This is a genomic window from Candidatus Leptofilum sp., assembly GCF_965223285.1.
Lineage (GTDB): Bacteria > Chloroflexota > Anaerolineae > Promineifilales > Promineifilaceae > Leptofilum.
This window is the reverse complement of sequence record NZ_OZ244997.1, coordinates 686,731-707,325: the sequence shown is the minus strand read 5'-3', so window position 1 is coordinate 707,325 and position 20,595 is coordinate 686,731. Positions and strand designations below refer to the sequence as shown.

At 51.6% G+C, this 20,595-nt stretch carries 13 protein-coding genes; 8 read left to right on the top strand and 5 right to left on the bottom strand.

Features of this window, described 5'->3' with window-relative positions:
* Positions 1–7: 7 nt before the first annotated feature.
* The 3 genes from ACOQPU_RS03595 to ACOQPU_RS03585 all read right to left on the bottom strand — a co-directional run bounded on the left by ACOQPU_RS03595 (position 8) and on the right by ACOQPU_RS03585 (position 4,750).
* The gene (locus ACOQPU_RS03595; protein WP_420643762.1) at positions 8–2,242 is read right to left on the bottom strand and encodes a response regulator; all 2,235 of its coding nucleotides are present in this window, start codon (positions 2,240–2,242) and stop codon (positions 8–10) included.
* On the bottom strand, positions 2,199–3,746 hold the full coding sequence (locus tag ACOQPU_RS03590) for a cyclase (RefSeq protein WP_420643761.1): 1,548 nt from the start codon (positions 3,744–3,746) through the stop codon (positions 2,199–2,201). Before ACOQPU_RS03590 ends, ACOQPU_RS03595 begins: the two co-directional genes overlap by 44 nt.
* Before the next feature lie 107 nt (positions 3,747–3,853).
* Complete coding sequence (locus ACOQPU_RS03585) at positions 3,854–4,750, bottom strand: hypothetical protein (RefSeq protein WP_420643760.1); 897 nt, start codon at positions 4,748–4,750, stop codon at positions 3,854–3,856.
* A 361-nt stretch (positions 4,751–5,111) separates the two neighbouring features.
* On the opposite strand from ACOQPU_RS03585, the gene ACOQPU_RS03580 reads away from it, so the two are divergent.
* The 3 genes from ACOQPU_RS03580 to ACOQPU_RS03570 are packed head-to-tail and all read left to right on the top strand — an operon-like array spanning position 5,112 to position 7,461.
* Positions 5,112–5,789 carry a hypothetical protein gene (locus ACOQPU_RS03580; RefSeq protein ID WP_420643759.1) on the top strand — a complete coding sequence of 226 codons (678 nt, stop codon included), beginning with the start codon at positions 5,112–5,114 and terminating at the stop codon, positions 5,787–5,789.
* Entirely contained in the window at positions 5,786–6,547 is a 762-nt protein-coding gene (locus ACOQPU_RS03575) for a nucleotidyltransferase domain-containing protein (protein ID WP_420643758.1), read from the top strand. Before ACOQPU_RS03580 ends, ACOQPU_RS03575 begins: the two co-directional genes overlap by 4 nt.
* A complete protein-coding gene (locus tag ACOQPU_RS03570) occupies positions 6,544–7,461 on the top strand; it encodes a pseudouridine-5'-phosphate glycosidase (protein WP_420643757.1) in 918 nt (305 codons plus the stop codon). The genes ACOQPU_RS03575 and ACOQPU_RS03570 overlap by 4 nt, the downstream gene beginning before the upstream one ends.
* A gap of 9 nt (positions 7,462–7,470) precedes the next feature.
* Here the strand turns inward: ACOQPU_RS03570 and ACOQPU_RS03565 are convergent, their stop codons facing one another.
* On the bottom strand, positions 7,471–9,267 hold the full coding sequence (locus ACOQPU_RS03565; protein WP_420643756.1) for a hypothetical protein: 1,797 nt from the start codon (positions 9,265–9,267) through the stop codon (positions 7,471–7,473).
* A 92-nt stretch (positions 9,268–9,359) separates the two neighbouring features.
* On the opposite strand from ACOQPU_RS03565, the gene ACOQPU_RS03560 reads away from it, so the two are divergent.
* The 3 genes from ACOQPU_RS03560 to ACOQPU_RS03550 all read left to right on the top strand — a co-directional run bounded on the left by ACOQPU_RS03560 (position 9,360) and on the right by ACOQPU_RS03550 (position 15,881).
* Positions 9,360–11,213, top strand: a complete 1,854-nt coding sequence (locus tag ACOQPU_RS03560; RefSeq protein ID WP_420643755.1) for a hypothetical protein — start codon at positions 9,360–9,362, stop codon at positions 11,211–11,213.
* A gap of 206 nt (positions 11,214–11,419) precedes the next feature.
* On the top strand, positions 11,420–14,587 hold the full coding sequence (locus tag ACOQPU_RS03555) for a hypothetical protein (protein WP_420643754.1): 3,168 nt from the start codon (positions 11,420–11,422) through the stop codon (positions 14,585–14,587).
* A 118-nt stretch (positions 14,588–14,705) separates the two neighbouring features.
* On the top strand, positions 14,706–15,881 hold the full coding sequence (locus tag ACOQPU_RS03550; protein ID WP_420643753.1) for a site-2 protease family protein: 1,176 nt from the start codon (positions 14,706–14,708) through the stop codon (positions 15,879–15,881).
* A gap of 2 nt (positions 15,882–15,883) precedes the next feature.
* Here ACOQPU_RS03550 and ACOQPU_RS03545 read toward each other — a convergent pair whose 3' ends face one another.
* The gene (locus tag ACOQPU_RS03545) at positions 15,884–17,548 is read right to left on the bottom strand and encodes a hypothetical protein (protein WP_420643752.1); all 1,665 of its coding nucleotides are present in this window, start codon (positions 17,546–17,548) and stop codon (positions 15,884–15,886) included.
* Positions 17,549–17,712: 164 nt separating this feature from the next.
* Here ACOQPU_RS03545 and ACOQPU_RS03540 point away from each other — a divergent pair, with 164 nt between their 5' ends.
* Positions 17,713–19,989: an ATP-dependent helicase gene (locus ACOQPU_RS03540; RefSeq protein WP_420643751.1), complete on the top strand. Its 2,277-nt coding sequence runs from the start codon at positions 17,713–17,715 to the stop codon at positions 19,987–19,989.
* Positions 19,990–20,169: 180 nt separating this feature from the next.
* Complete coding sequence (locus ACOQPU_RS03535; protein ID WP_420643750.1) at positions 20,170–20,589, top strand: hypothetical protein; 420 nt, start codon at positions 20,170–20,172, stop codon at positions 20,587–20,589.
* Positions 20,590–20,595: the final 6 nt, after the last annotated feature.

Below are 20,595 nucleotides of genomic sequence, written 5' to 3'. Positions count from 1 at the left end.
CGGGGCATTATGCTGAAGCTGAATATGGTGTTGCCTGAAAAGCAGCTGGGATGCGGTACAAAACGGCAATTAATTTCTCCGGTTTGACTGGCTTGCTCACGTAATCATCTAAGCCATTTTCTAAATATTTTTCTCGATCACCTTGAAAGGCATTGGCCGTCATGGCAACAAGATACGGCCGTTGCGCTTCTGGCCATTGCTGCCGAATCTGTCTAGTTGCCTCCAGGCCGTCCATCTCTGGCATCTGAATATCCATAAGAACCACATCATAAGGTTGCCGACGCAGTGCTGTTAATGCTTCTAAACCATTGTCAGCTATATCTGCATGATAGCCTAGCCGTTCCAAAATGCGCACGGCAATTTTTTGGTTCAACTTGTTATCCTCGGCAATCAATATTCGCAATGGATGCTTTTCAGCCATCTGGTTGTCAAACGTTTTGGCTGGCGCACGCTGACTAGGCTCTTGCTTCGGTTGTGTATCAAAAATCTTTGAAAAGGCGTTTTGCAGTTGAGCAGGTTTGAGCGGTTTATTCAAACATGAGGTGAACAGCTCTGACCACTCTTGTTTATTGCTTTGTCCCAAAGAAGTTAGCAAAACCAACGGCAATTTTTCAGCAGCGGCATAGGTGCGAATGGCTTTAGCCAGTTGCAGGCCATCCATTTGCGGCATTTGCATATCCAATATGGCCACATCAAAATTTTCTCCCAGTTTGATCCAGTCGAGTGCCTCGGCACTGCTCGTGGTAATTCGCGGAATCATGCCCCATGCAGTTGCCTGACGGCTTAAAATAAAACAGTTCGTTTCATTGTCATCTACAATGAGAACATGTTTATTTGCCAGGGTACTTTTTACTTTTTGAAGGTCTAAACTCGCCTCATTTTCAGCCACGGCGGAAGCCATAATGGTAAAGTGAAAGGTTGAACCCTGACCCTCTTCACTCTCTACCCACATGGTGCCGCCCATCGCCTCAGTTAGCTGCTTACTAATGATGAGGCCCAATCCTGTACCGCCAAAGCGTCGGGTCGTAGAGGAATCGACCTGGCTAAATGGTTTAAATAAGCGGTCTTTCCGATCCTTGGGAATGCCGATGCCGGTATCTTTGACAGAAAAATGGAGCTCGTAACGGCCGTCTGCCAGCGCAGACCCTTTTAGCGACAGTACAACTTCTCCTTCTTCGGTAAACTTTACGGCGTTCCCTAGCAAATTAACCAAAATTTGACGCAGCCGCGTCACGTCGCCGTTGATAACGGTTGGCATACCATCCTCAAAGAAGTAAGCAACCTCTAAAGATTTGCTGGCCGCTTTTGGTGTCAGCAAATCAAGTGCTTCTTCCACACATTCGCGCAAATTAAATGGCTGTTCTTCAAGGTCCAACCACCCAGAGTCAATCTTGGAGAAGTCTAGAATATCATTGATAATGATTAATAAAGCGTCGCTGCTGCTTCGAATGGTGTGGATAAACTCTTGCTGCTCGTCATCTAAATGCGTGTCGAGCAGCAAGCTGGTCATGCCAATCACACCATTGAGCGGCGTACGAATTTCATGGCTCATATTCGCCAAAAATTCCGACTTAGCCTGAGTCGCCGCCTCAGCCTCATTTTTAGCATACCGCAAATCTTTGATTGCTTTTTGAAGACTATGTGCTGAAAGCCAGGAAATAAACGCAATAGCATAATAAGCCAGAATGCCAATAATATTTAGTGAGAATGACCCCGTAGCTGCCGCCATCACAAGTAATCCACCCACAATTGTGGCCATAATAAAACTGGCCGCAGGTGGCAAAATGACACTGCCCATTATGACAGGCAATGTCATAATCACCATATTTCGTCCCCAAACTGATTCATAGGGTTCACCTGAGAAGTAAAGGACAAAAGTGAGAAGCAATAAAAAAGAAAATGCAGCTAAGTGAACTGAAAAATGCCGATTAATTATGTAAATGAAGAATATCCCAACGAGAACGATAGCCGTTGGCATAAGAACATCAAGGGTTCCTTGCCAATCAAGAACGCCTATCCATAAGGATACAAACGCATACATAATCCCAATAGCTACAAGGCTGCCAATTCCCAACAATAACACGTTTAGATGGCGCGCCCGTCGTCGATCATCATCATCTGCAATAGGCACTTCCAAAAAATCACGAAGTTTCTTTTTCATGTTGGATTCGCTTCTCCCATAAAAATCACTTGTAGGATCATGAACGAGATTGTGAGTTATTATTACTAAATTCGGATCCAACCAAGGCTAAAGCACTAAGAATAGCAGATTTTATTACAAGTATTGGCGAATATAGACACTTACCAATCCAAAGTGGAGGATAAGGCGGTTCTTTATGTTGCTCTAACCAACGTGTGCCATCGTCTAAGGCTTTTTCGGGAACATGTTGACCTTCGCGTTTCCAAATAGCCAAGGCTTGTAAACAATAAGCTGTTTCTTCGGCCGTTGGGCAATAATGCCCCCAAGAGCCATCCTGGTGTTGCGTCGAAATAATCCAATTTACAGCTTCATGAACGAATGAATTAAAATAACCTGCACAAGCGATAATTAAATGCGCGGTTGTATAGTATGGTGAAAACTGCCATTTATCTAACCAGTAGCCTCTTTTCGTGCGTTGACGATCCAAGAAACGTAAAATCTTGTTCACCGATGGATTGGAAACATCATAACCTTTCTGTCTTAAGGCACTCAAGACATGTATATTTGCGCTGACCGATGGGTTTACCTCTAAATCAAAGCAGCGAAAATACGCCTCTTCCTCAAAACTCAGAAGTGCGCCGATGTCATTTGGCCGACCAAATTGGGATAATACTTCCAAGACGACACTCGTCTCATCACTATCCTTTGCGACGAAACCAGCAGCAAAACCAATGCCTTGCCCCTGCCGCCAATGTCGTTCCAAGAAATCAAGATGGGGTTGACAGGCCTCCAGAGTCTCTTGGTCGTGGGGATGCGTGAGACCAATATTCCATAAAGTCCAAGCCGGTTCAAAAACGTCGAACGGAGCGACGTTGGGCACGCCGCCATTGTGACAGTTGGCTCGCAAATAGTTGAGCGCGGCTTTATTCCCAGGGGCAAAATTCAGCGTGTAGTATGCTGTGGCCGAGGGACTGTATCCCACAGATCCATCCGGCTCCTGCAAATTTTCTAAATCCAGAATGTGCATCCCATCAGGGCCAGCCACCTCCGCCGAGAATGCCAGCGTCGTCAAGCGACTAATCATTTTCCCTGGCGATTTGGCCAGCTTTATTTCACGTACTTGGGCCATCTCGTTTAAGAGACCCGTATCTCCACGCGGCACAAGGTTGAGTGCCTTGGCTTCCGCCATCAGGGCAGGCATGAGCATTTCAAACGCAATCGTTTCACCGGACAAGTCAAGATGCAGTTTGGCTTTATGCTCTTTTAAGGCGGTAAGCCCTCGCGACACGCGAAGCTGATCTTGCTCCAACCCACGTTCAGCCAGGGCAATAACGGCCGCTAATGTGCAAATAACGCGATCGTGATGGTAAAGTGGCTCTGCGGCTCCCCAACTACCATCTGCTAGCTGGTGTTTCCGCAGCCAATCAAGGGCTTGTTCAGCAATTGGTTCGTTTAGCTTGTGAAGCCGCGCAACCCAGGCTGTGTCGTAAGCAGTATTCATCATGTAGCCTGGACCAATTTGTTTCAACAATGTTTGCATTTCTGTTAACAATCGTTCTTTTGTGTCACAATTTGGACGAGTAAATGATAATCTATTGTTTAGCAAGGTCGTATTCCTCCAATTAAAACTAACGGTTAAGGTGATTCCAGCTTTTCTCTGTTTGTTTTCTGATGGTCAGAAGTGGGGATGTTTACGGTATGCTCTGATTCAACTCAGAAAACGGGGTGCCACACGCCAAATTCGTTTTGTCTGGTGCCTATGCCAAGCGTTTTGTTTTTGTTGACCTCATAGAATTGGCGCAATGCCTGCCAAGTCTCAGGCTCAAAATCTTTGTAATCTGATTCTTTTTTGGGGCGGGTGTAAAGGTGGTCATACAATATTTCCCGCAATTGTGTTTCGTTTAGGTAAGGTGAAGGGGCAACGGTGAAGTAGAGGTCCTCACGGCCGTTTGTAACGAGTGGCATGTCGAATGCGCGGGGCTTGGCTGCCGTGATGAAGAAATCTACAGGAGGGATGCTTTCCCCATAGTACATTTCCAACAGTTCCTGCTTATCTGGCTGACGGCCGTGTTCTTGATAGTAACGTATGGCTAAAGCGGCCGTTGTTTCCGTTGCGTCGTGGGCACACACCCCCCAGAAAAGCCGATGCTGATTGTGTGATGACGTACGTTCTGCAACATGTTGTAAATGTTCTACCAGAGGCTCAAAGGAGGTATTAGCAAAATATTGATCATAGTCGCCATAAAATCGTACTCGAACCTGGTGATCATCGTAAAAACGCAAAAATTTGGGATGGTCTGTAAGTAAAGTCAACGCCTCCACCGTCATTTTGGTGTAGGCATCTCCTCGACTTTGAAAAAGATGAGGGCTGAGGATGGGGAGCAAAAGCGTATCAACGCCATGCTCAAACAGTAGTTGAATGATCTCAATTAGTCGCGTGGTAATGCCATTAAGATAAGCGGTCGCAAAGTCCTGATCAGGGCGGGCACGCTCTAGCATAAACCAACGGCGTGTGCCATTCAGGGGAAAGACGCAAACTTTTGGGCCAGCATCGCGCATAATTTTGGCAACCTCTTGCCGGGTTATCTTGTTAAATCTGTCTGCTTCCATTTTCTCCCATCTTTTCCTAAACAATGAACCTTTGCCTCTAAGTTCTCTGTGAACTCTGTGGCCAATATTCGGACAGGTACTTAAACAAACCAAAGAGAAATCGATTATCGAGTTTCAAATTACTCTCTAAGGTTTGCACGACACAATCATAAAAGTTTCGTAAAAAACATCCTACTAATTCCCTACAAATATAGTGGGAAATTTCTTCCGATCTTAGAGGCTTTTGGTACCCTATTGATTGCATTTCGGATGGAAAAACAGGAAATTTGTACTATTGTGCCAAGAGAGCAAAAAGTGCCGCTAAAATAACGGTAGCAGCAATAATTGTTTCAAAATTGCAAATTTCCACATAAAAGTTGTTATGACCAAAGCATCATTAGATACATTTGCCCAGCAGCACGGCCGTTCCGCTGAAGTTGAGTCCCTGCTGTACTTTCCTCATCCGTTTACGGATGGTGGCATAATTGTGGTTTATCAAGACGATGTTCGTGATTTTTTAGGAAGCGTTGCCGATGTCTACGCAACCACACCGCCCACATATTCACTCCGCTGCTTGCGCAAGCGAGAGCTATTTCAGCTTTCCCTACCTGGCTTATTTGCCCCCCCTTTGCAAGTAAATGAACAGCCACATTTGCTTTATTGGCTTAATCACAAAGGGGTTGTTTTGGCTGGTAAAGATTTGCGTTCGGCCGTTATGCCACAAACAGACCCAAAAATCTTGTTAGCTGGGCATATTGAAGGCTGTATGGATTATTTGCGTCGCTATGGCGTGCTCATGTCTTTGATTCATGGTAAGGACGAGGCACTGGCGGCGATGCTGGCACAAGAGGTGAACTATCTGATGGGGACGGCTTTGCTGCTGCACGGCATTTGGGATATTTCGCTAGCGACGGTGGCCGACCAATTTGCTGAAGCATTTGCTGGTACACGTCCGTTGCAAATTCAGCAACAGCTCCAGGCAAATGTAAATGGTGATATTCTGGAAACGGTGTGGCACTTTGAGCAATTTTTACGCTCGCTGCGGGAGTTGGCCTCATGAATTTAACTACGTCAGATTACGAACGCGCCTTTGAGCAATTTGTAGAAACGATTCATGATTTGGGTGAAAACGGCCGTTCCGTACTGCTCTACGGCTCAATGGCACGCAACGAAATTATCCCCGGCCACAGCGATCTGGACTTTTGGGTCATTTTAGCGAAAGATGTCTTTGAGGATAAAAAACAGTTTCGGCAAGCATTCGAGGTGATGGTGAAGGCTGGACAAGAATTGGCAGCCAGCGGCCTGCCCGTTATTCACGCCTTCTGTTTTTATGGTGAAGATGAACTAGCATGGCTGCCAAAAGCCCTGGTGCCGAATTTACAGTCCGCCCGCTCCAGCAAAATTGTGTTTGGCGAGGATGTACGGCCGCAGATGAACAGTACCGCTGCCAGCCACCATCTGTACCACTCATCTTACTTCTTTGTGATGCGCCGTCAGGTATTTTTGCCGCTCACGCCATTGCTGAAAAAAGAAACGCTCACCCAAAAAGAAGCCAAAATGATTCTTGGCAGCCTCAAATATGTGAAATATATCCCCGAAGCCGCCTGCGCCGCTTTAGATTTATGGCCTGGCGAGATTGATGCTGTTCCTCAATTGGGCGAAGCGTTAAATCTAGATATGTCAATTGTGGATCACATTGCCGCGCTGCGTACCCAGGAAAACCCACTTTCTGACTTAGCCCAGATTCAAAACAGTTTACGCGACGCACTCTACTTTGTAGAAGAAATTCACAACGCTATATTGGTAACTAAAAAATGAACCCACACCTTCAACTTCATCCCGAAGTTCAGGCAGCTTTGGCAGAAAATCGGGCCGTGGTGGTCATGGAAAGCACCTTGATTTCCCACGGACTACCCCACCCTCAAAATGTAGAAGCGGCCGTTCAGATGGAGACGGCCGTGCGCCAGGCAGGGGCAACTCCGGCCACTGTTGCCATTATTCAAGGCAAAATTTGCGTTGGGCTGTCAGAAGACCAGTTGGAATACGTCGCCACGCGGCCTGCTGGCACAATCTATCGCTGCAATCGCCGCAATTTACCGCTGGTGGTGGCACGCCAGGAAGATGGGGCCACGACGGTGGCAGGCACCATGATTGTGGCCCATCTGGCCGGAATCGAAATGTTTGCCACAGGCGGCATTGGCGGCGTACACCGCCATCATCCGTTTGACGTGAGCAGCGATCTCACAGAACTTGGCCGCACGCCAGTGACGGTGGTGAGTAGCGGTGCCAAACCGTTTTTAGACCTCCCAGCCACAGGTGAGGTGCTAGAAACGCAGGGCGTGCTCACGGTAGGCGTTGGCACAGACGATTTGGCTCCGTTTTTCTCCCAGCCCAGCGGCCAATCTACCGACATCCGGTTAGATGATTTAGCTGAAGTTGCAAACCTCATTCAGACGAGACGTGGGTTGGGTCTGCAATCTGGCACGCTAGTAGCTGTATCTGTGCCAGACGAACATCGCTACGAGTATGAAGTCATCAACGAGACCATCAAAAAAGCCGTTCGTGAACAAGATGCTCAAGGCATCCGAGGAACGGCCGTTACCTCCTGGATGGTCCGTCATTTGGTGCAAGCCATCGGCCCGGATGCTCTCTACGCGAACATTCTGCTACTCTGCAACAACGCCACCATCGCCGCCCAAATAGGCGTGAAGCTGGCAGAATCGCGCCAGTAGAAAATCTACCTACCGAGAACGGCGCAGCCAAACGGCCGTTCCAAGCAACGTCACCAGACCCGCACCTCCCAGCAACCACAAACCCAAATTATTGCTATCTGGCTCCTCCACCACAATGAGAGAACCGCCATCGCCAGCAGGTGCATCGGCCAACGCTGTCGCGGGGGGAACGATGGCCACCTCAGTTGCTGGCGGTTCATTCGTTACAGTTTCGGTGGGGGATACGGCCGTATTCGTCGCCGTCGGTGTATTGCTGGGCAGCGGCTGCGGCAGCATGTTGGTGGCTGTAGGGAATAGCGTTTCTGTCGGAGCTGGGATATCGGTTGGTATGGCTGTTGCGTTTGTTGTGGGAACGGCCGTTGGCCCTTCCGATTCAGACTCGTCTGCCGGTGCAGGCGTCGGCGTGTTGGATTGAGACACGACGGGTGGCGTGGTCGAACCACCGCCCCCCGCGCCTTCTTCCACCAGGAACACCGGAGCACCCCCCATGTAACATTCCCCAGTACAGCGCGCGCCAGTCAGCGAAATCGAGTAGTTACCCCCAGTTGGGGCAATGGGCGTTTCCACGCCCGTAATCGGATCAACCAGCACGCCAGAGTCAGCCAGCGCTGGTACGTTTAGCGTCACGCTGCTGGCCGTCCGCGCCCACAGCACCCGCGTTACGCCCTGCGGCCTGTCAAAACGCACAATCGTGTAGTTGCCTCCCTGCTCCCGCTGGATGGGATAGGTAAAACCAGCCAAATATTTGATCGTGTTTTGGTAAGCGTAAAATGCGGGCCGTTTGCTGAAGTCATACGGCCGTATCAATCCCCAAGACTCTTCCCCTGGCGCAATGTTTATGTCAATTAACTTGTACACCGCAATCCGCCCCGCGCCAGAGTAAAAGCCCAGGGCATAGGCCTGTACGATGTACCACGCCTGCTGCTCCAAATCAATGTGAAATGCCTGCACCTCCACCGGCCATTCCGGATCAGTGCTGGGGCGGGCATTGGTTTCGTTGATCCACACTGCCTTCAACGGAATGCCCGCCTGCTGCTGCACCGCAAACGCATTCCCCACAATCGTCGGAATCGTCTCCGGGCGGAAGTAAATGTGCAGCGAAATCACGTCAAAGTAGTAATTGTTGGCGGCGGCATCCGGATCAGCAGCCACCATTTGCAAAAACCGACCCAGCCAGGTGGGGTCATGCCAATAGGTCATGCCGCCCAAATGAATTTTGGCGTTGGGATCAACCTGCTTGATCACCGTGTAGGCTACCTTGAGCAGCTGATAATAGTCGGCCATCGAGCCACTAAACTCATGGCCGTACACATCTGGGGCAATGTCTGGCTCATTCCAGATGATCCAGTTGTGAACGCCCCGTGCGCTGTAGTAGGATGCCACCCGCCGGGCGTAGTTGGCCCACAAATTGCCCGGATCATCCACCGGCAAATAAAGGCCACGCGGCACGCCAGCGGCAAACTCGCCCTCGGTGGCCCAGTTGGGCGTGTTTTTCAGCAGCCCAACCACCGTGCGCCCCTGAGCGTTGGCTTCGGCCAGCCACTCCTCGTGGACGTGCAGCGTGTTCCAATCGTCTGGCCCGTTTGGCTGGATTTCATTCCAGTAAAATAGAATCCGCTCCCAGCCAACGCCCAATTCGGCCGCTTCACCCGGTGCCCAAAACGACTCGACCGCCCCAAAGCGAGGGTCAACGGCCGTTTGTTGGGCATTCGAGGCATGTGTGGGGGGAACGGCCGTTTCCGGCCACACCCACACGCCAATCAGTAAAAACAAAAGTAGTAATTTTAGGCTCTTCTTAAAAAGCATCGCACTTCCTTTGTGTGTCATGATTTGCGAAGGGGATTATAATACGGCCGTATCCATCCGGGTACTCTCATAACAAATCGTAGAGGAAACGTATGCGTAAAATAACTACCATTTTCTTTGCCAGTAGTCTTGCTTTCTTAATGATTTGGGCACTTTTTGCCACTTTGCGGCAGCCCGACACCGCCGTCGCCCTGCCGCCAAATCACCCACCCATTGCCCCCAACGCCTTGCCCCTAACGTCCATTGTCTCCACCACCACCTTGTTAGACTTCTTCCAACCCGGCACCCAACCCCATCAGGTCACCGACACGATTGATTCGCCACAGCAATGCCTCGGCTGCCACTCTGGTTACAGTAGCCAAATTGACCAGCCAGAGGAATACGAGCCGTGGTTTGGCTGGCAAGGCAGCATGATGGCCCAGGCCGGGCGCGACCCGCTCTTCTACGCTGCCCTCGACATTGCCAATGCCGACGTTGCCTTTGGTGGCGACTTTTGTTTGCGTTGTCACATGCCGCGTGGCTGGCTAGACGGCCGTTCCACGCCCGTCGACGGCTCTGCCATGACCCTCGAAGACCAAGAAGGTATCCAGTGCGAGGTGTGTCATCGCCTGGTTGACCCCATCCCCAACGCAGAAAACCCAGACCGCGACCTCTCTGTCCTGGCCGCTATCACCAGCCCCGTCACCTTTGCCGGAAACGCCAGCTTTGTCATCGACACAGCCGATTACCGACGCGGACCCTTCGACGTGGTGACCGATAACGGCTTCGACCCGCACGTGTCTGGCGCAGGCGCTTTCGACACCCTCACTTCGCCTTACCACCAAGATGCTGCCCTTTGCGGCACCTGCCACGATATTAGCAACCCCGCCCTTACTTGGGATGAAATGAGCCAAAGCTACGTTCTCAACGAGGTCAATCAGCCCTTCACTGACACTACCGAAATGTTCCCCATCGAGCGCACCTACAGCGAATGGCTTCTGAGCGATTTCAACACGCCGCAAGGGGTTGCGCTGCCCCAATTTGGCGGCAACAAGAGCAGCGTCTCCACCTGCCAAGATTGCCACATGCGGGATGTGACCGGCGTGGGTGGTGCATTTTTTGGTAATGCCAGCAGCAGCCCCGTGCGGAACGACCTTCCCTTGCATGACCTAACTGGTGCGAACAATTGGGTTCCGACCATCATCCCTCAGCATCCCGTCTTTAGTGCCACCTTCAACAGCAATCCAGATCGGCTAGCGGCGCTAAACGCTGGCGTGGATAGAGCCACTGCCATGCTGCAAAACGCGGCCGAACTGGACATCTCGCTCACGGGCACGCAGCTTGTTGTCACCGTCACCAACAACAGCGGCCACAAGCTGCCCACGGGCTACATCGAGGGGCGACGCATGTGGCTGCAAGTGGAGGCGTATGATGCCGATGGGGCACTTATCTATAGCTCTGGTACCTACGACGCTGCCACGGGTCACCTGACCGAAGATAGCGATTTGCAGCTTTACGAAGCCAAGCACGGTATTTCTACAGATTTGGCGGCACAGTTGGGACTGCCCGCAGGCGAATCGTTCCACTTTGTGCTGAACAACGAGATTTTGCACGACAACCGCATTCCGCCACGCGGCTACGACTTTGCCGCTTTTGAGGCGGCTGGTGCTGCACCCTACACCAGCGGCGCAGCCGATCCGGCTCGCTACGCCAACGGGCAATATTGGGACACCACCACGTACATGCTGCCTGCTGAACCAGAAGTCGTGATTGTGCGCTTGATGCACCAGGTTGCTTCGCGGGAATATATTGAATTTTTGCGGGATGAAAGCCCGTTTTTTGGCAACCCCAACAGCAATGGGCAAATAATGTACGATTTGTGGGAGGCGAACGGCCGTTCCCACCCCACCGTCATGATACAAAAAGCAATAGGCCTCGAAACTTTCCTCCCCATCGTACATAGGTAAAAAGAGACTGGAGATTAGAGATTGGAGACTGATAATCTCCAATCTCCAATTCATCAATCTCCTACCTCCCTACAAACATCATCCCGTAAGCGCGTATGTAAGCCCAGATATGTAAATTTTATGCATCGATCCCCAATCAGATCAGCCAGTTTAAACTCGGGCTGGGCAGCTTTGTAATAGACAGTTGATGAATTTGTGGAGGAAACATGCATATTCCCGTAAAAAGATTGCATATGCTATTTGTCTTTGCCGCCTTTTTGTTTTTGGCGGCAGTTGCCGTTTTTACAACCACGCGGCTAGCCAGTGCCAACAATCATTTGGTACGCATCAATGAAGTCATGGCCGGCATGAACGGCGACTCTAAAGTGCAATACATTGTGCTAGAAGCCGCCGATGATTCCCAGAAAGCGTGGGGACCTCAGGCCGAGGACCCGGCAGGCTCACCGGGACGAGCCATGCTCGTTTTCTACAATGCACTCGGCATGGAAACTGGTCGCTTCGTGTTCCCGAGCGACCCGGCTGATGGGGATGACACAGTGCTTGTGGCCACTTCTGAATTTGCCGCGCTCCCCGGCGCACCTACTCCCGACTTCATCATGCCTGCCGACATCATTCCCATTGCCGGTAAAGTTGCTTTCCAAAACAACCCAGACAATAGCAACAGCACTAGCGTTAACGTGGCACTTTCTTACGGTGGTGCAGGCTACACGGGTAGCACCGACGGTGCAGACGATGGCGCAAATTCGGCTGACCTGCCCATTTTGAACACCGCCGCGCTCAGCCGCCAATCCGGGTTTGGTTTTGGCACGGGTACACAGAGCAACGGTGATTTTGGCATGAGCGCCCCTGATCCCATCAACACGGCAGGAGAAACGTTTACGGTAGTTCCCGCTGTTGCACCCCTGGCTGACCAGGGTGAGATTTTGTTTAATGAGGAGACATTTTTGGGAAACGGCCGTACCTGCGGTTCTTGCCACGTGCCGGATAACGGCGACTTTGGCCTCTCACCTGACCAAGTGCTCAACAAACCAGCCGATGACGTTCTTTTTGTGTTTGAATATAACGTGAACACATTGATTGTAACCTCCAATGCCCCCAGCGGCTTTGCCCAGCCCAGCGATTTGCGCGGTGAGGTTACGGGCAGCACGGGCTCGGCTACCGTCATCGCCGGGTACGGAGACACCTACCTTATCTACGGCGGCGACGACCTCTCTGGCACCATCACCGACGAATTTGGCAATAGCGCCACCTTTGTCTCCTTCACCAATGGCGATCTGGCTGGGCCAAATCCAGTCAATGGCAGCGTGAACGGGTTAGAAAACTTCACCATGATGCACGGCCCCTCTACCAATGTTCAGAGCTTCCCAGACGGCCGTGCGCTCATTCTGGAAAATATTGACGGCTTCGACCAGCTAGAGGTATTCCGTGCTTCCCCAGCACTTTTTAATTTAGAACACACCGCCCCCTACGGCTTTAGCTCGCAAGAACCAGATTTAGGCGACTTTTCCGCTGGGGCTGTGGAGCAACACGCTCCCCGTAGCCTGCTGCGGCGTGAAGGCATCGACTTCCGCTTGCCCACCGAAGAAGAACGCACGGCTCTGGAAGAGTTCCAGTTTGGCATTCGCTTGCCCAATGACGGCAACTACGATTTGGATCGCTTTGCCGTGACCGATGAGCAAATTTTAGGCCGCGAAATCTTTTTTGGTCCTGCCGCCAAATGCTCCCGCTGCCACTCCGGTCCGGTGCTAGCCACCACCGATGGCACCATTCGGGGCTTTGCTGAGGGCGAAAATGGCCTCTTCGACACCGGCACCGATGAAATTCCAGTCAATGCGCTGGACGGTATGCCACCTGAGCTACCAGATGGCAATGGTGTTAGCACCCGAACCTATAGCACGCCGGGACTGTTTGGTACGGATCTAACCGGGCCATTTTTCCATAACCATACGCGCATCGATCTGCGCCGCGCCATCACCTTTTATGCTGGCACCGAGTTCCAGGCATCGCCCGCTTTTGGCCTGGTGGGACGGCCATCTGTGGTAGCTGGTTCTGAAAATGCCGAGCGCATTCTGGACTTCCTGGAAGCATTGGTCGAGCCGTGGTCCGTCTGCGCCAGCGGCTGTGACTTTACCGATATCCAAACGGCCCTAGACACCATCCCAGATGGTGATTCGCTAACGCTGCATGGTGATTTTGACATAAGCGCACCGCTGGTTTCTGGCCGCAACGGTATCAATAACGTCGTCATTTATAGCCAAAACAGTACCTTGAACTGGGTCGGCGGGGGCAACAGCCGCGTCATCTCCGGGCAAGGTGTTGGCAACATTTCTGTCATTGGTCTCAACATCACCTGCTCTGCCAACTGTGACACAATGACAGCGATTCGGGCGGCGGGCAACGGCCGTATTCTCATCAAAAACAACACCATCTCCGGTTTCAACCAGGCCATCAATTTGAATGGCCTCAGCGACGTCATCATCAAGGGGAATACGCTATTCGATAACAACACCGCCATCCAGCAAACCGACGGCACCATCGAAGCGTATGCCAACAACATTGCCGATTACAGCATCGCCTACAACCAATCAATCAGCGGCACGGCCAATTTGGAAAACAACTTCTGGGGCGTAGCCATTGGCGAAACACCACCCGCAGGCTCTGGCGTACCGCAAATTGCCTGGGATGCGCGTTTGGCGGCCAACGTGGTGGATTGGTCGGAAATTTCCAGCCGATTGGGCCGCACCAAATTGGGTGATGCGGAACTGGCAAGCAGCAGCAACAGTGGGAATCCGGTGATTGTGAGTTACGGCCGTTCGCTCACCAACGCCCCCTTCGACACGCCACTGAATACATCTAGCACCAGCCTTTGCTCCGATTATTACGAATTTTTCGTGCGCGGCACCCCTGCCGACGGCACTACCTGGACAATGCGCGTGCCGGTTGATAGCAATCCTGAATGTCAGGCAGATGTGTTGAGCCAGCAGCGACTGATGGGAGTGGGCAGTACGGCAGATTGTACGGCTCCCGGCAATGCCGCCTGTTGGGATTTGGTAACGGGCATTTCCACACAGGGTGGCATGTTCCAGATTAGTGGACTCGACACGGCCGATTTGACGCGCGGTACCTACGCGGCAGATTCCACCGAAAATCTGTTCCCGACGCCAACGCCTTCCAACACACCAACGCCGTCACCGACGCCCATTCCCACAAACACGCCAACGCCGACCAACACTCCCATTCCCACGGCAACCTTTACGCCAACACCAGGGCCATCACCTACGCCTGGGCCATCCCCCACCCCTGGCATGACGCCTACAGTGGACCCTGGCGGCAGCACAGATTACTTCATCTACCTGCCGATGGTTAAACGGTAATTTTTAGAGAACGGAGATTGGAGATTAACTTCAGTCTCTTTTTCCAATTGGTAAGTTGTCATCTGTTAAAAACGTGCTTAAATCACAACTTTGCACTAAACAGAGGATTTAATGAGCCATGGAAGACAAAACGATTCCGCCCCTTACCTTACCCGATGCTAACGTATCCAAAAAACCGAGAAGCCGAATACAAACTGTTTTGTCATTTCTTTTCTTCTTTACCTTGAGTCTGATTGTGGGGTACGGAATAGGCTCACTCATTGACAGTGAAATCAAATTGTCTGGATTGGAGCTTGGATTACTGGTCATTGGCAGCATTATTGGCTTCTTGTTCGTGATTCTGCTGCATGAACTGGGGCATTTACTGGGTGGTAAGCTGGTAGGATTTCGCTTTGTCTTGCTGATCGTTGGGCCGCTAAAAGTAACCAGATCCGCCTCTGGCCCACAGTTTGGCCTGAACCGCTCATTGGCATTGGCTGGGGGAATTGCCGCCAGTTTTCCTACTTCAAATCACAATCTTCGCGCTGGTTTTTTATCAATGATTGCTGGCGGCCCAATTACAAGCCTGGTATGTGGGCTGCTATTTTTGCTTCCTGGCCTGATATTGCAACCAATGGATAATGAAATCACAGTTGGTTACTTACTCCTCCAGATTTTGGGGATTGCCTCTTTGACTATCAGCCTCGGCACGCTAATTCCCTCAGAAACAGGTGGATTAAAGTCAGACGGCAGTCGCCTACTTGAATTGTGGCGCAACGATCCCGCAGCCATGAACACCAACCTCATCACCCTGCTTTCAGCCAACTCCATGGCGGGCATTCGCCCACGAGATTGGGATGACGACCTAATAAACCAGTTACTTACCTCAAATTCTGAACCGAACAATCTCACCCCAACGATCGCCTCTTTTTTGTACGCCCATGCACTGGATAAGAACGATTTAACAACAGCGCGGAAACAGCTCCAGCGTCTGCTAGACAGCAATCATCTGCAACCAGCTGTGGCGCAAACGGCCGTTTGGCATAATGCCGCCTTTTTTGAAGCATGGGTACGGCAAGATTTGGCACAGGCAGAGCAATTCATGGCACAAGCTGGCAAAGATGGTTTTAGTGAACCCCAAACAAGGTTGCTGGCGCAAACGGCCGTTGCCCTCCTGCGCCAAGAATTCGATAAGACTAAATCGTTGCTGGATGAAGCCGAAAAAGCCCTAGAAAAAACGATGGACCCCGGCATCGCCCACCTCACCAGCGACCAAATTGCTGCCATACGGATGGTAGCTGAAAGAGAAAATTAAGCCTAACGAATTAAGGTCCAATCAAAAGTCACACTATTCCCTTCGCCTGGTGGTTGCTCTAGATATACGGTAAAACCATCCAAATGTTTGTCTATCCATTCAATACGATTGCTTCCCGCCGTTGGGCTACCGCTACGAGCAGATGGGGTAACAGCGAGTTTATATTGAGTTGAGGGCTCATCAGCGACAAACTTTACAGTTGCAGTTAGTTCTTCATCCTCAATGTCAAACGAGCCAGATAAATTAAAGGGAAATGGTGTGCCGTTAGATGTTGCAGCTGAGGCAATTCCAGATGTAGTTAAGCCAGCACCTAAATACATGTGACCGAAGCGCGTCCAGGTTACGGCCGTTCCAGGATAGTTTATGATAGTTGGAACCGTTTGCGTGTTTGTGAAGGCCATCCAAACACCAGCCGATTCATTAGAGGCATTAATAACAGTTGAGGTATTAATCTTTGTGCCATTCATGATTAAACCTACATGGTGAGTTGCAAAGCGTATCCGCTCAGTACCATTTTCAACTTGCAAGTCACTCGGTGCGGAAAACGAACCACGTTCAAAGTGAACTTCACACAAGGCACGCAAATATTCATTCGAACCCATATCGAGGTCTGGTTCTCCGGTGAAAAGCCCGTTTCTTTCAAAATGAACATCGTGTAAGCTAAGCAAGTAACCGCCACGCAACACAATGCCAGCCCCTCGGTTTCCTTCAATAATCGGACTAAAAAAGCTAATTGCATGAATCGAAGATTGATGATTATGAGCAAAATAAATAGCTGCAACATCTGTAGTCACGATCCGGCAAGAAACAAATTGGACGCTGATAATGGCTGAGGTATTCAAACAACGAATGCCATAATTTGGGCTGGCCCGAACTTGAACATTCTCAAAACGTGCGCCAATCATACCAGTATTTATGTCAATCCCAACTTCGGAACATCCATGAATATCAAGGTTACGAATGCGCGTATGGCGTGTTAAACCTTCTCCTCTTAAATCTATACCTTTGGCTCCGCCAATTAATCTCATATTATCTAAAATAACAATTGAACCTAAAGGCATTTCAACTGTAATTACTGGAGCTTCATAACCATCGAGCCAAATTGTGGGCATAATCCCAACACCAATCAGCTCTTGACTTCTTACCATACGAAGCGAATTAGTCGTTCGATAATAGGAATCTGGCTGCGGAAGGACAACAACCCCATTCAAAGGACAAGCATCCAAGGCAGCCTGAATCGCAATGCCATCATCTTGCACACCATCGCCCGCCAAGCCAAACCAGGCAACATTAATGACGCCAGAATTCTCGCGGACACGCAACCAGCGACCGTTTTCGCGATCCCAATTTGGCTTGATTACAATGCCATTATCATCGTCTTCGTAGCTAGTTGGCTCAAACTTAAAAAGACCACCACCGTCATCATTTACGGTTGTATGTCCCTCAACAAGTACATACGACTCACTGTTGCCACGACCTGGAAGAACGTCTCGAAGTTCGTTTATGGAGAGGACGCTTTGCCATTGACTAATTGGTACCTGAGAAACGGCTCTAAAATCGTCTGCCCCATCTGAGAAAGCCCTGGCATCCTTCGCTAAAAAAGCCAATGGACCTGCAATAAACGCGCTCATCGCATCTCTTCGGGAAATCTTTTTGAATGCTTTCATGCAACAATCTCCTTTTTTACTTGGCCAATAAAATATTCTTTTCAAATCACCTTGATCTGAACATCTGTGAACTTTTGGCAACGCTTGGATAGTAGCATAAAAGTTTTCTTGCCGTTTTTCAAATACTCTATGGCGAATACTCAGATAAAACATAAAATAGGGTCATGAGCGATCTCCAGTTGCGACCTGCCCAAGCGAAAATTTTAGAATACGAAAACGGCCGTCTCGCCATTAGTGCCGTCCCGGGAAGTGGGAAAACATTCACCCTCTCTCTGCTGGCGGCGAAATTGATTGGAAACGGCCGTATCGATCCCAATCAGCAGCAAATCCTCATCGTCACCTACTTGAATGCCAGCGTAGATAATTTCAAGGTGCGGATTCGCCAGCGGCTAGAGGCTGAAGAGCTGCCGCCCGTGGGCTTTGATGTACGTACCCTGCACAGTCTGGCCTTGGAAATTGTGCGGACGGCCAATTCCGGCTTGGGCGACGAAAACGGGCCGCTGGTGCTGGATGAAGGCCAGGGCAACCACTTTTTGGCTCGCGCTGTGGATGGCTGGATCGAAGCCCATCCCGGCGAATGGAGCCAATTTCTCACCGATGATTCCCCCCAAACCCGGGCTCGCTGGCGTGACGTCACCCAAAAGATGGCCAAAGCGTTTATTCGGGCGGCGAAGAATGAGCGGTACAAACCTGAACAGGTTTTGGAAAGATTGGAGATTGGAGATTGGAGATTGGATGATCAAGACGATAATCTCCAATCTCCAATCAACCAATCTCCTTTATTGTGGATGATGGGCGGCATTTACGGCCGTTATCAAACCATCCTAGATAGACAAGGCTCCCTCGACTTTGACGACCTCATTTGGCAAGCGGTGGCCTTGCTGGATCAGCGTGCTGGGCTGGCGGAAGAGATGCGCCAGCGCTGGCCTTACGTGCTGGAAGATGAAGCCCAAGACAGCGTACCGCTGCAAGAAGCACTTATCAGCCGCCTGATGGGACCAGACGGCAACTGGGTGCGCGTCGGCGACCCCAACCAGGCCATCACCAGCACCTTCACCGCCGCCCACCCCCGCTTCTTCAACGCCTTTGCCGACCGCCCCGACGTACTTTCACTCCCCCTGCCCAACAGCGGCCGCTGCGCCCCGCTCATTTTAGGCGCGGCCAACACCCTGCTCCATTGGGTGATGGACAAACATCCGGTGCCAGAGGTGCAAACCAACACCTTCCGCCGCCAAAACATCGAGCCTACCCCGCCCGGCGATGCCCAACCCAACCCGCCAGACAGCGAAGCTGCCATTCGCATTCGCGTCTACAAACACCGCGAGGATGAGGAACTGCCCCAGGTGGCAGATTTAGCCGTTCGCTACACGCAAAAACGACCCGAACACACCGTCGCCATTTTGGTGCCGACCAACAACCTGGGCTACCAGATGGCCGAGCATCTGGACGGGTTGGATGCCGATTACGACAATCTGCTGCGCGGTGGGACCCGCGAGCGGGAAATCGCCGCCGCCATGCACGCCGTCCTCACCGTCCTGGCCGACCCGCTGGATACCAAAGCGATCACCGCTGCCCACGCCAGCCTGCACGCGCTGGGGCATCCCGTTGCCCTACTGCCGGATGAGGAACTGGCACAGTTCCACACCTTACTCCGCAGCGTCCACCAGCCGGAATGGCTGCTCTACCCCCACGACGATGACCAAGTGGCCCAAGCGTTGCCTGCCGGGGTGGCTACCGAGACACAATCCCAGGTGGCGGCTCGATTTGGAGCTTTCTTGCGCGAACTGTTGGCGTTACGGCCGTTACCCATCGACGACCTTGCCCTTGCCCTGGGGGACGAACTATTTGCCTGGGGAGATGTACACGAAGGCGACCTGGCCATCGCCTACCAGATTGCCACCCTCATGCGCCGCTGGCGGGATAGCCAGCCCGATTGGCGGCTGCCGGAGCTTGTCGCCGAGCTGGGCAACATCGTCAGCGGGCGGCGCAGCTTGCCGCTGAGCAGCCCCACCGATTTTGGCTACGAGCCGGTGCCGGGGCGGGTGACGCTCACCACGCAGCACAGCGCCAAGGGGTTGGAGTGGGATGCGGTGTTCATGATTGGCGTGGACGGCACCTGGGTTCCCAGCAATTTGGATGCGTATTTTATGGGGGTTAGCGACATTTTGGGCGGCGATCCCACGGCCGAAGTGGTGGCCCAGCTACGGTATTTGATGGAGGGAGATGCGGGAATTTATAACGGCCGTTCCGCCACCGAATCCGCCCACATTGACATTATTGCCGAGCGGCTGCGCCTGCTGTACGTAGGCATCACCCGCGCCCGCCGCTACTTGCAGCTTAGCCGCAGCCGCGCCACCCGCAGCTACAATAAAGAACGCGATGCCGAACCCGCCACAGTGATGGGCGTACTGTATCGCTACCTACAAAACACAGAAAGGTAGGGCACACTCCCGCGTGCGCCCATCCTCATGTGTACCCAACACACAGATACGTTTGTCTGCCTCTACCCCAAACATAAAGCACAATGGGACATTGTGTCCCGCCCAGTCGTGATGCCCGCCTCATGACAACGGGACGCGGGGACGTGTATTGTATGCTTATCATTTCGCTAAGGAGACAAAATGATGAGCAAGCAGCGATTCACGCAGTTCACAGCTATTGGAATTATTGGCTTTTTCCTGATTTTGGCGTTGACCAATTTGCGAGATGCCGGGCAATCGGCAATCCCTACATTGACGGACAATCAGCCGCAGCCTGTGGCCGCGCCAACAGCTATTTCGGCGCCGGCCAAAGCCACACCAGCCCCCGCATCCGGCAGTGCCCAGCCAACTATCCAACCAGCACCCCAACCCGTGCCAACACCCGCAGGCACAGCAAAGGAATCTGTGGTGCCAGCTACGCCATCACTTCTGCCCGTTCTATTGCTTGGATTACTGATGGGCGGTACAGTGATTTTGCTTTTGGGCTTCGTCATTCGTCTCCGCCCGCACCGCAACCGCAACGTCTACCAAAACATTTTGGCTGAAGGAGTACACGCATGAGGGCGA

Bases quoted from the DNA above. Each gene is read 5' to 3' on its own strand.
- ACOQPU_RS03575 (WP_420643758.1), top strand. From the start codon at position 5,786: ATGAATTTAACTACGTCAGATTACGAACGCGCCTTTGAGCAATTTGTA.
- ACOQPU_RS03535 (WP_420643750.1), top strand. From the start codon at position 20,170: ATGATGAGCAAGCAGCGATTCACGCAGTTCACAGCTATTGGAATTATT.
- ACOQPU_RS03555 (WP_420643754.1), top strand. From the start codon at position 11,420: ATGCATATTCCCGTAAAAAGATTGCATATGCTATTTGTCTTTGCCGCC.
- ACOQPU_RS03565 (WP_420643756.1), bottom strand. From the start codon at position 9,267: ATGCTTTTTAAGAAGAGCCTAAAATTACTACTTTTGTTTTTACTGATT.
- ACOQPU_RS03570 (WP_420643757.1), top strand. From the start codon at position 6,544: ATGAACCCACACCTTCAACTTCATCCCGAAGTTCAGGCAGCTTTGGCA.
- ACOQPU_RS03580 (WP_420643759.1), top strand. From the start codon at position 5,112: ATGACCAAAGCATCATTAGATACATTTGCCCAGCAGCACGGCCGTTCC.
- ACOQPU_RS03560 (WP_420643755.1), top strand. From the start codon at position 9,360: ATGCGTAAAATAACTACCATTTTCTTTGCCAGTAGTCTTGCTTTCTTA.
- ACOQPU_RS03545 (WP_420643752.1), bottom strand. From the start codon at position 17,548: ATGAAAGCATTCAAAAAGATTTCCCGAAGAGATGCGATGAGCGCGTTT.
- ACOQPU_RS03585 (WP_420643760.1), bottom strand. From the start codon at position 4,750: ATGGAAGCAGACAGATTTAACAAGATAACCCGGCAAGAGGTTGCCAAA.
- ACOQPU_RS03550 (WP_420643753.1), top strand. From the start codon at position 14,706: ATGGAAGACAAAACGATTCCGCCCCTTACCTTACCCGATGCTAACGTA.
- ACOQPU_RS03540 (WP_420643751.1), top strand. From the start codon at position 17,713: ATGAGCGATCTCCAGTTGCGACCTGCCCAAGCGAAAATTTTAGAATAC.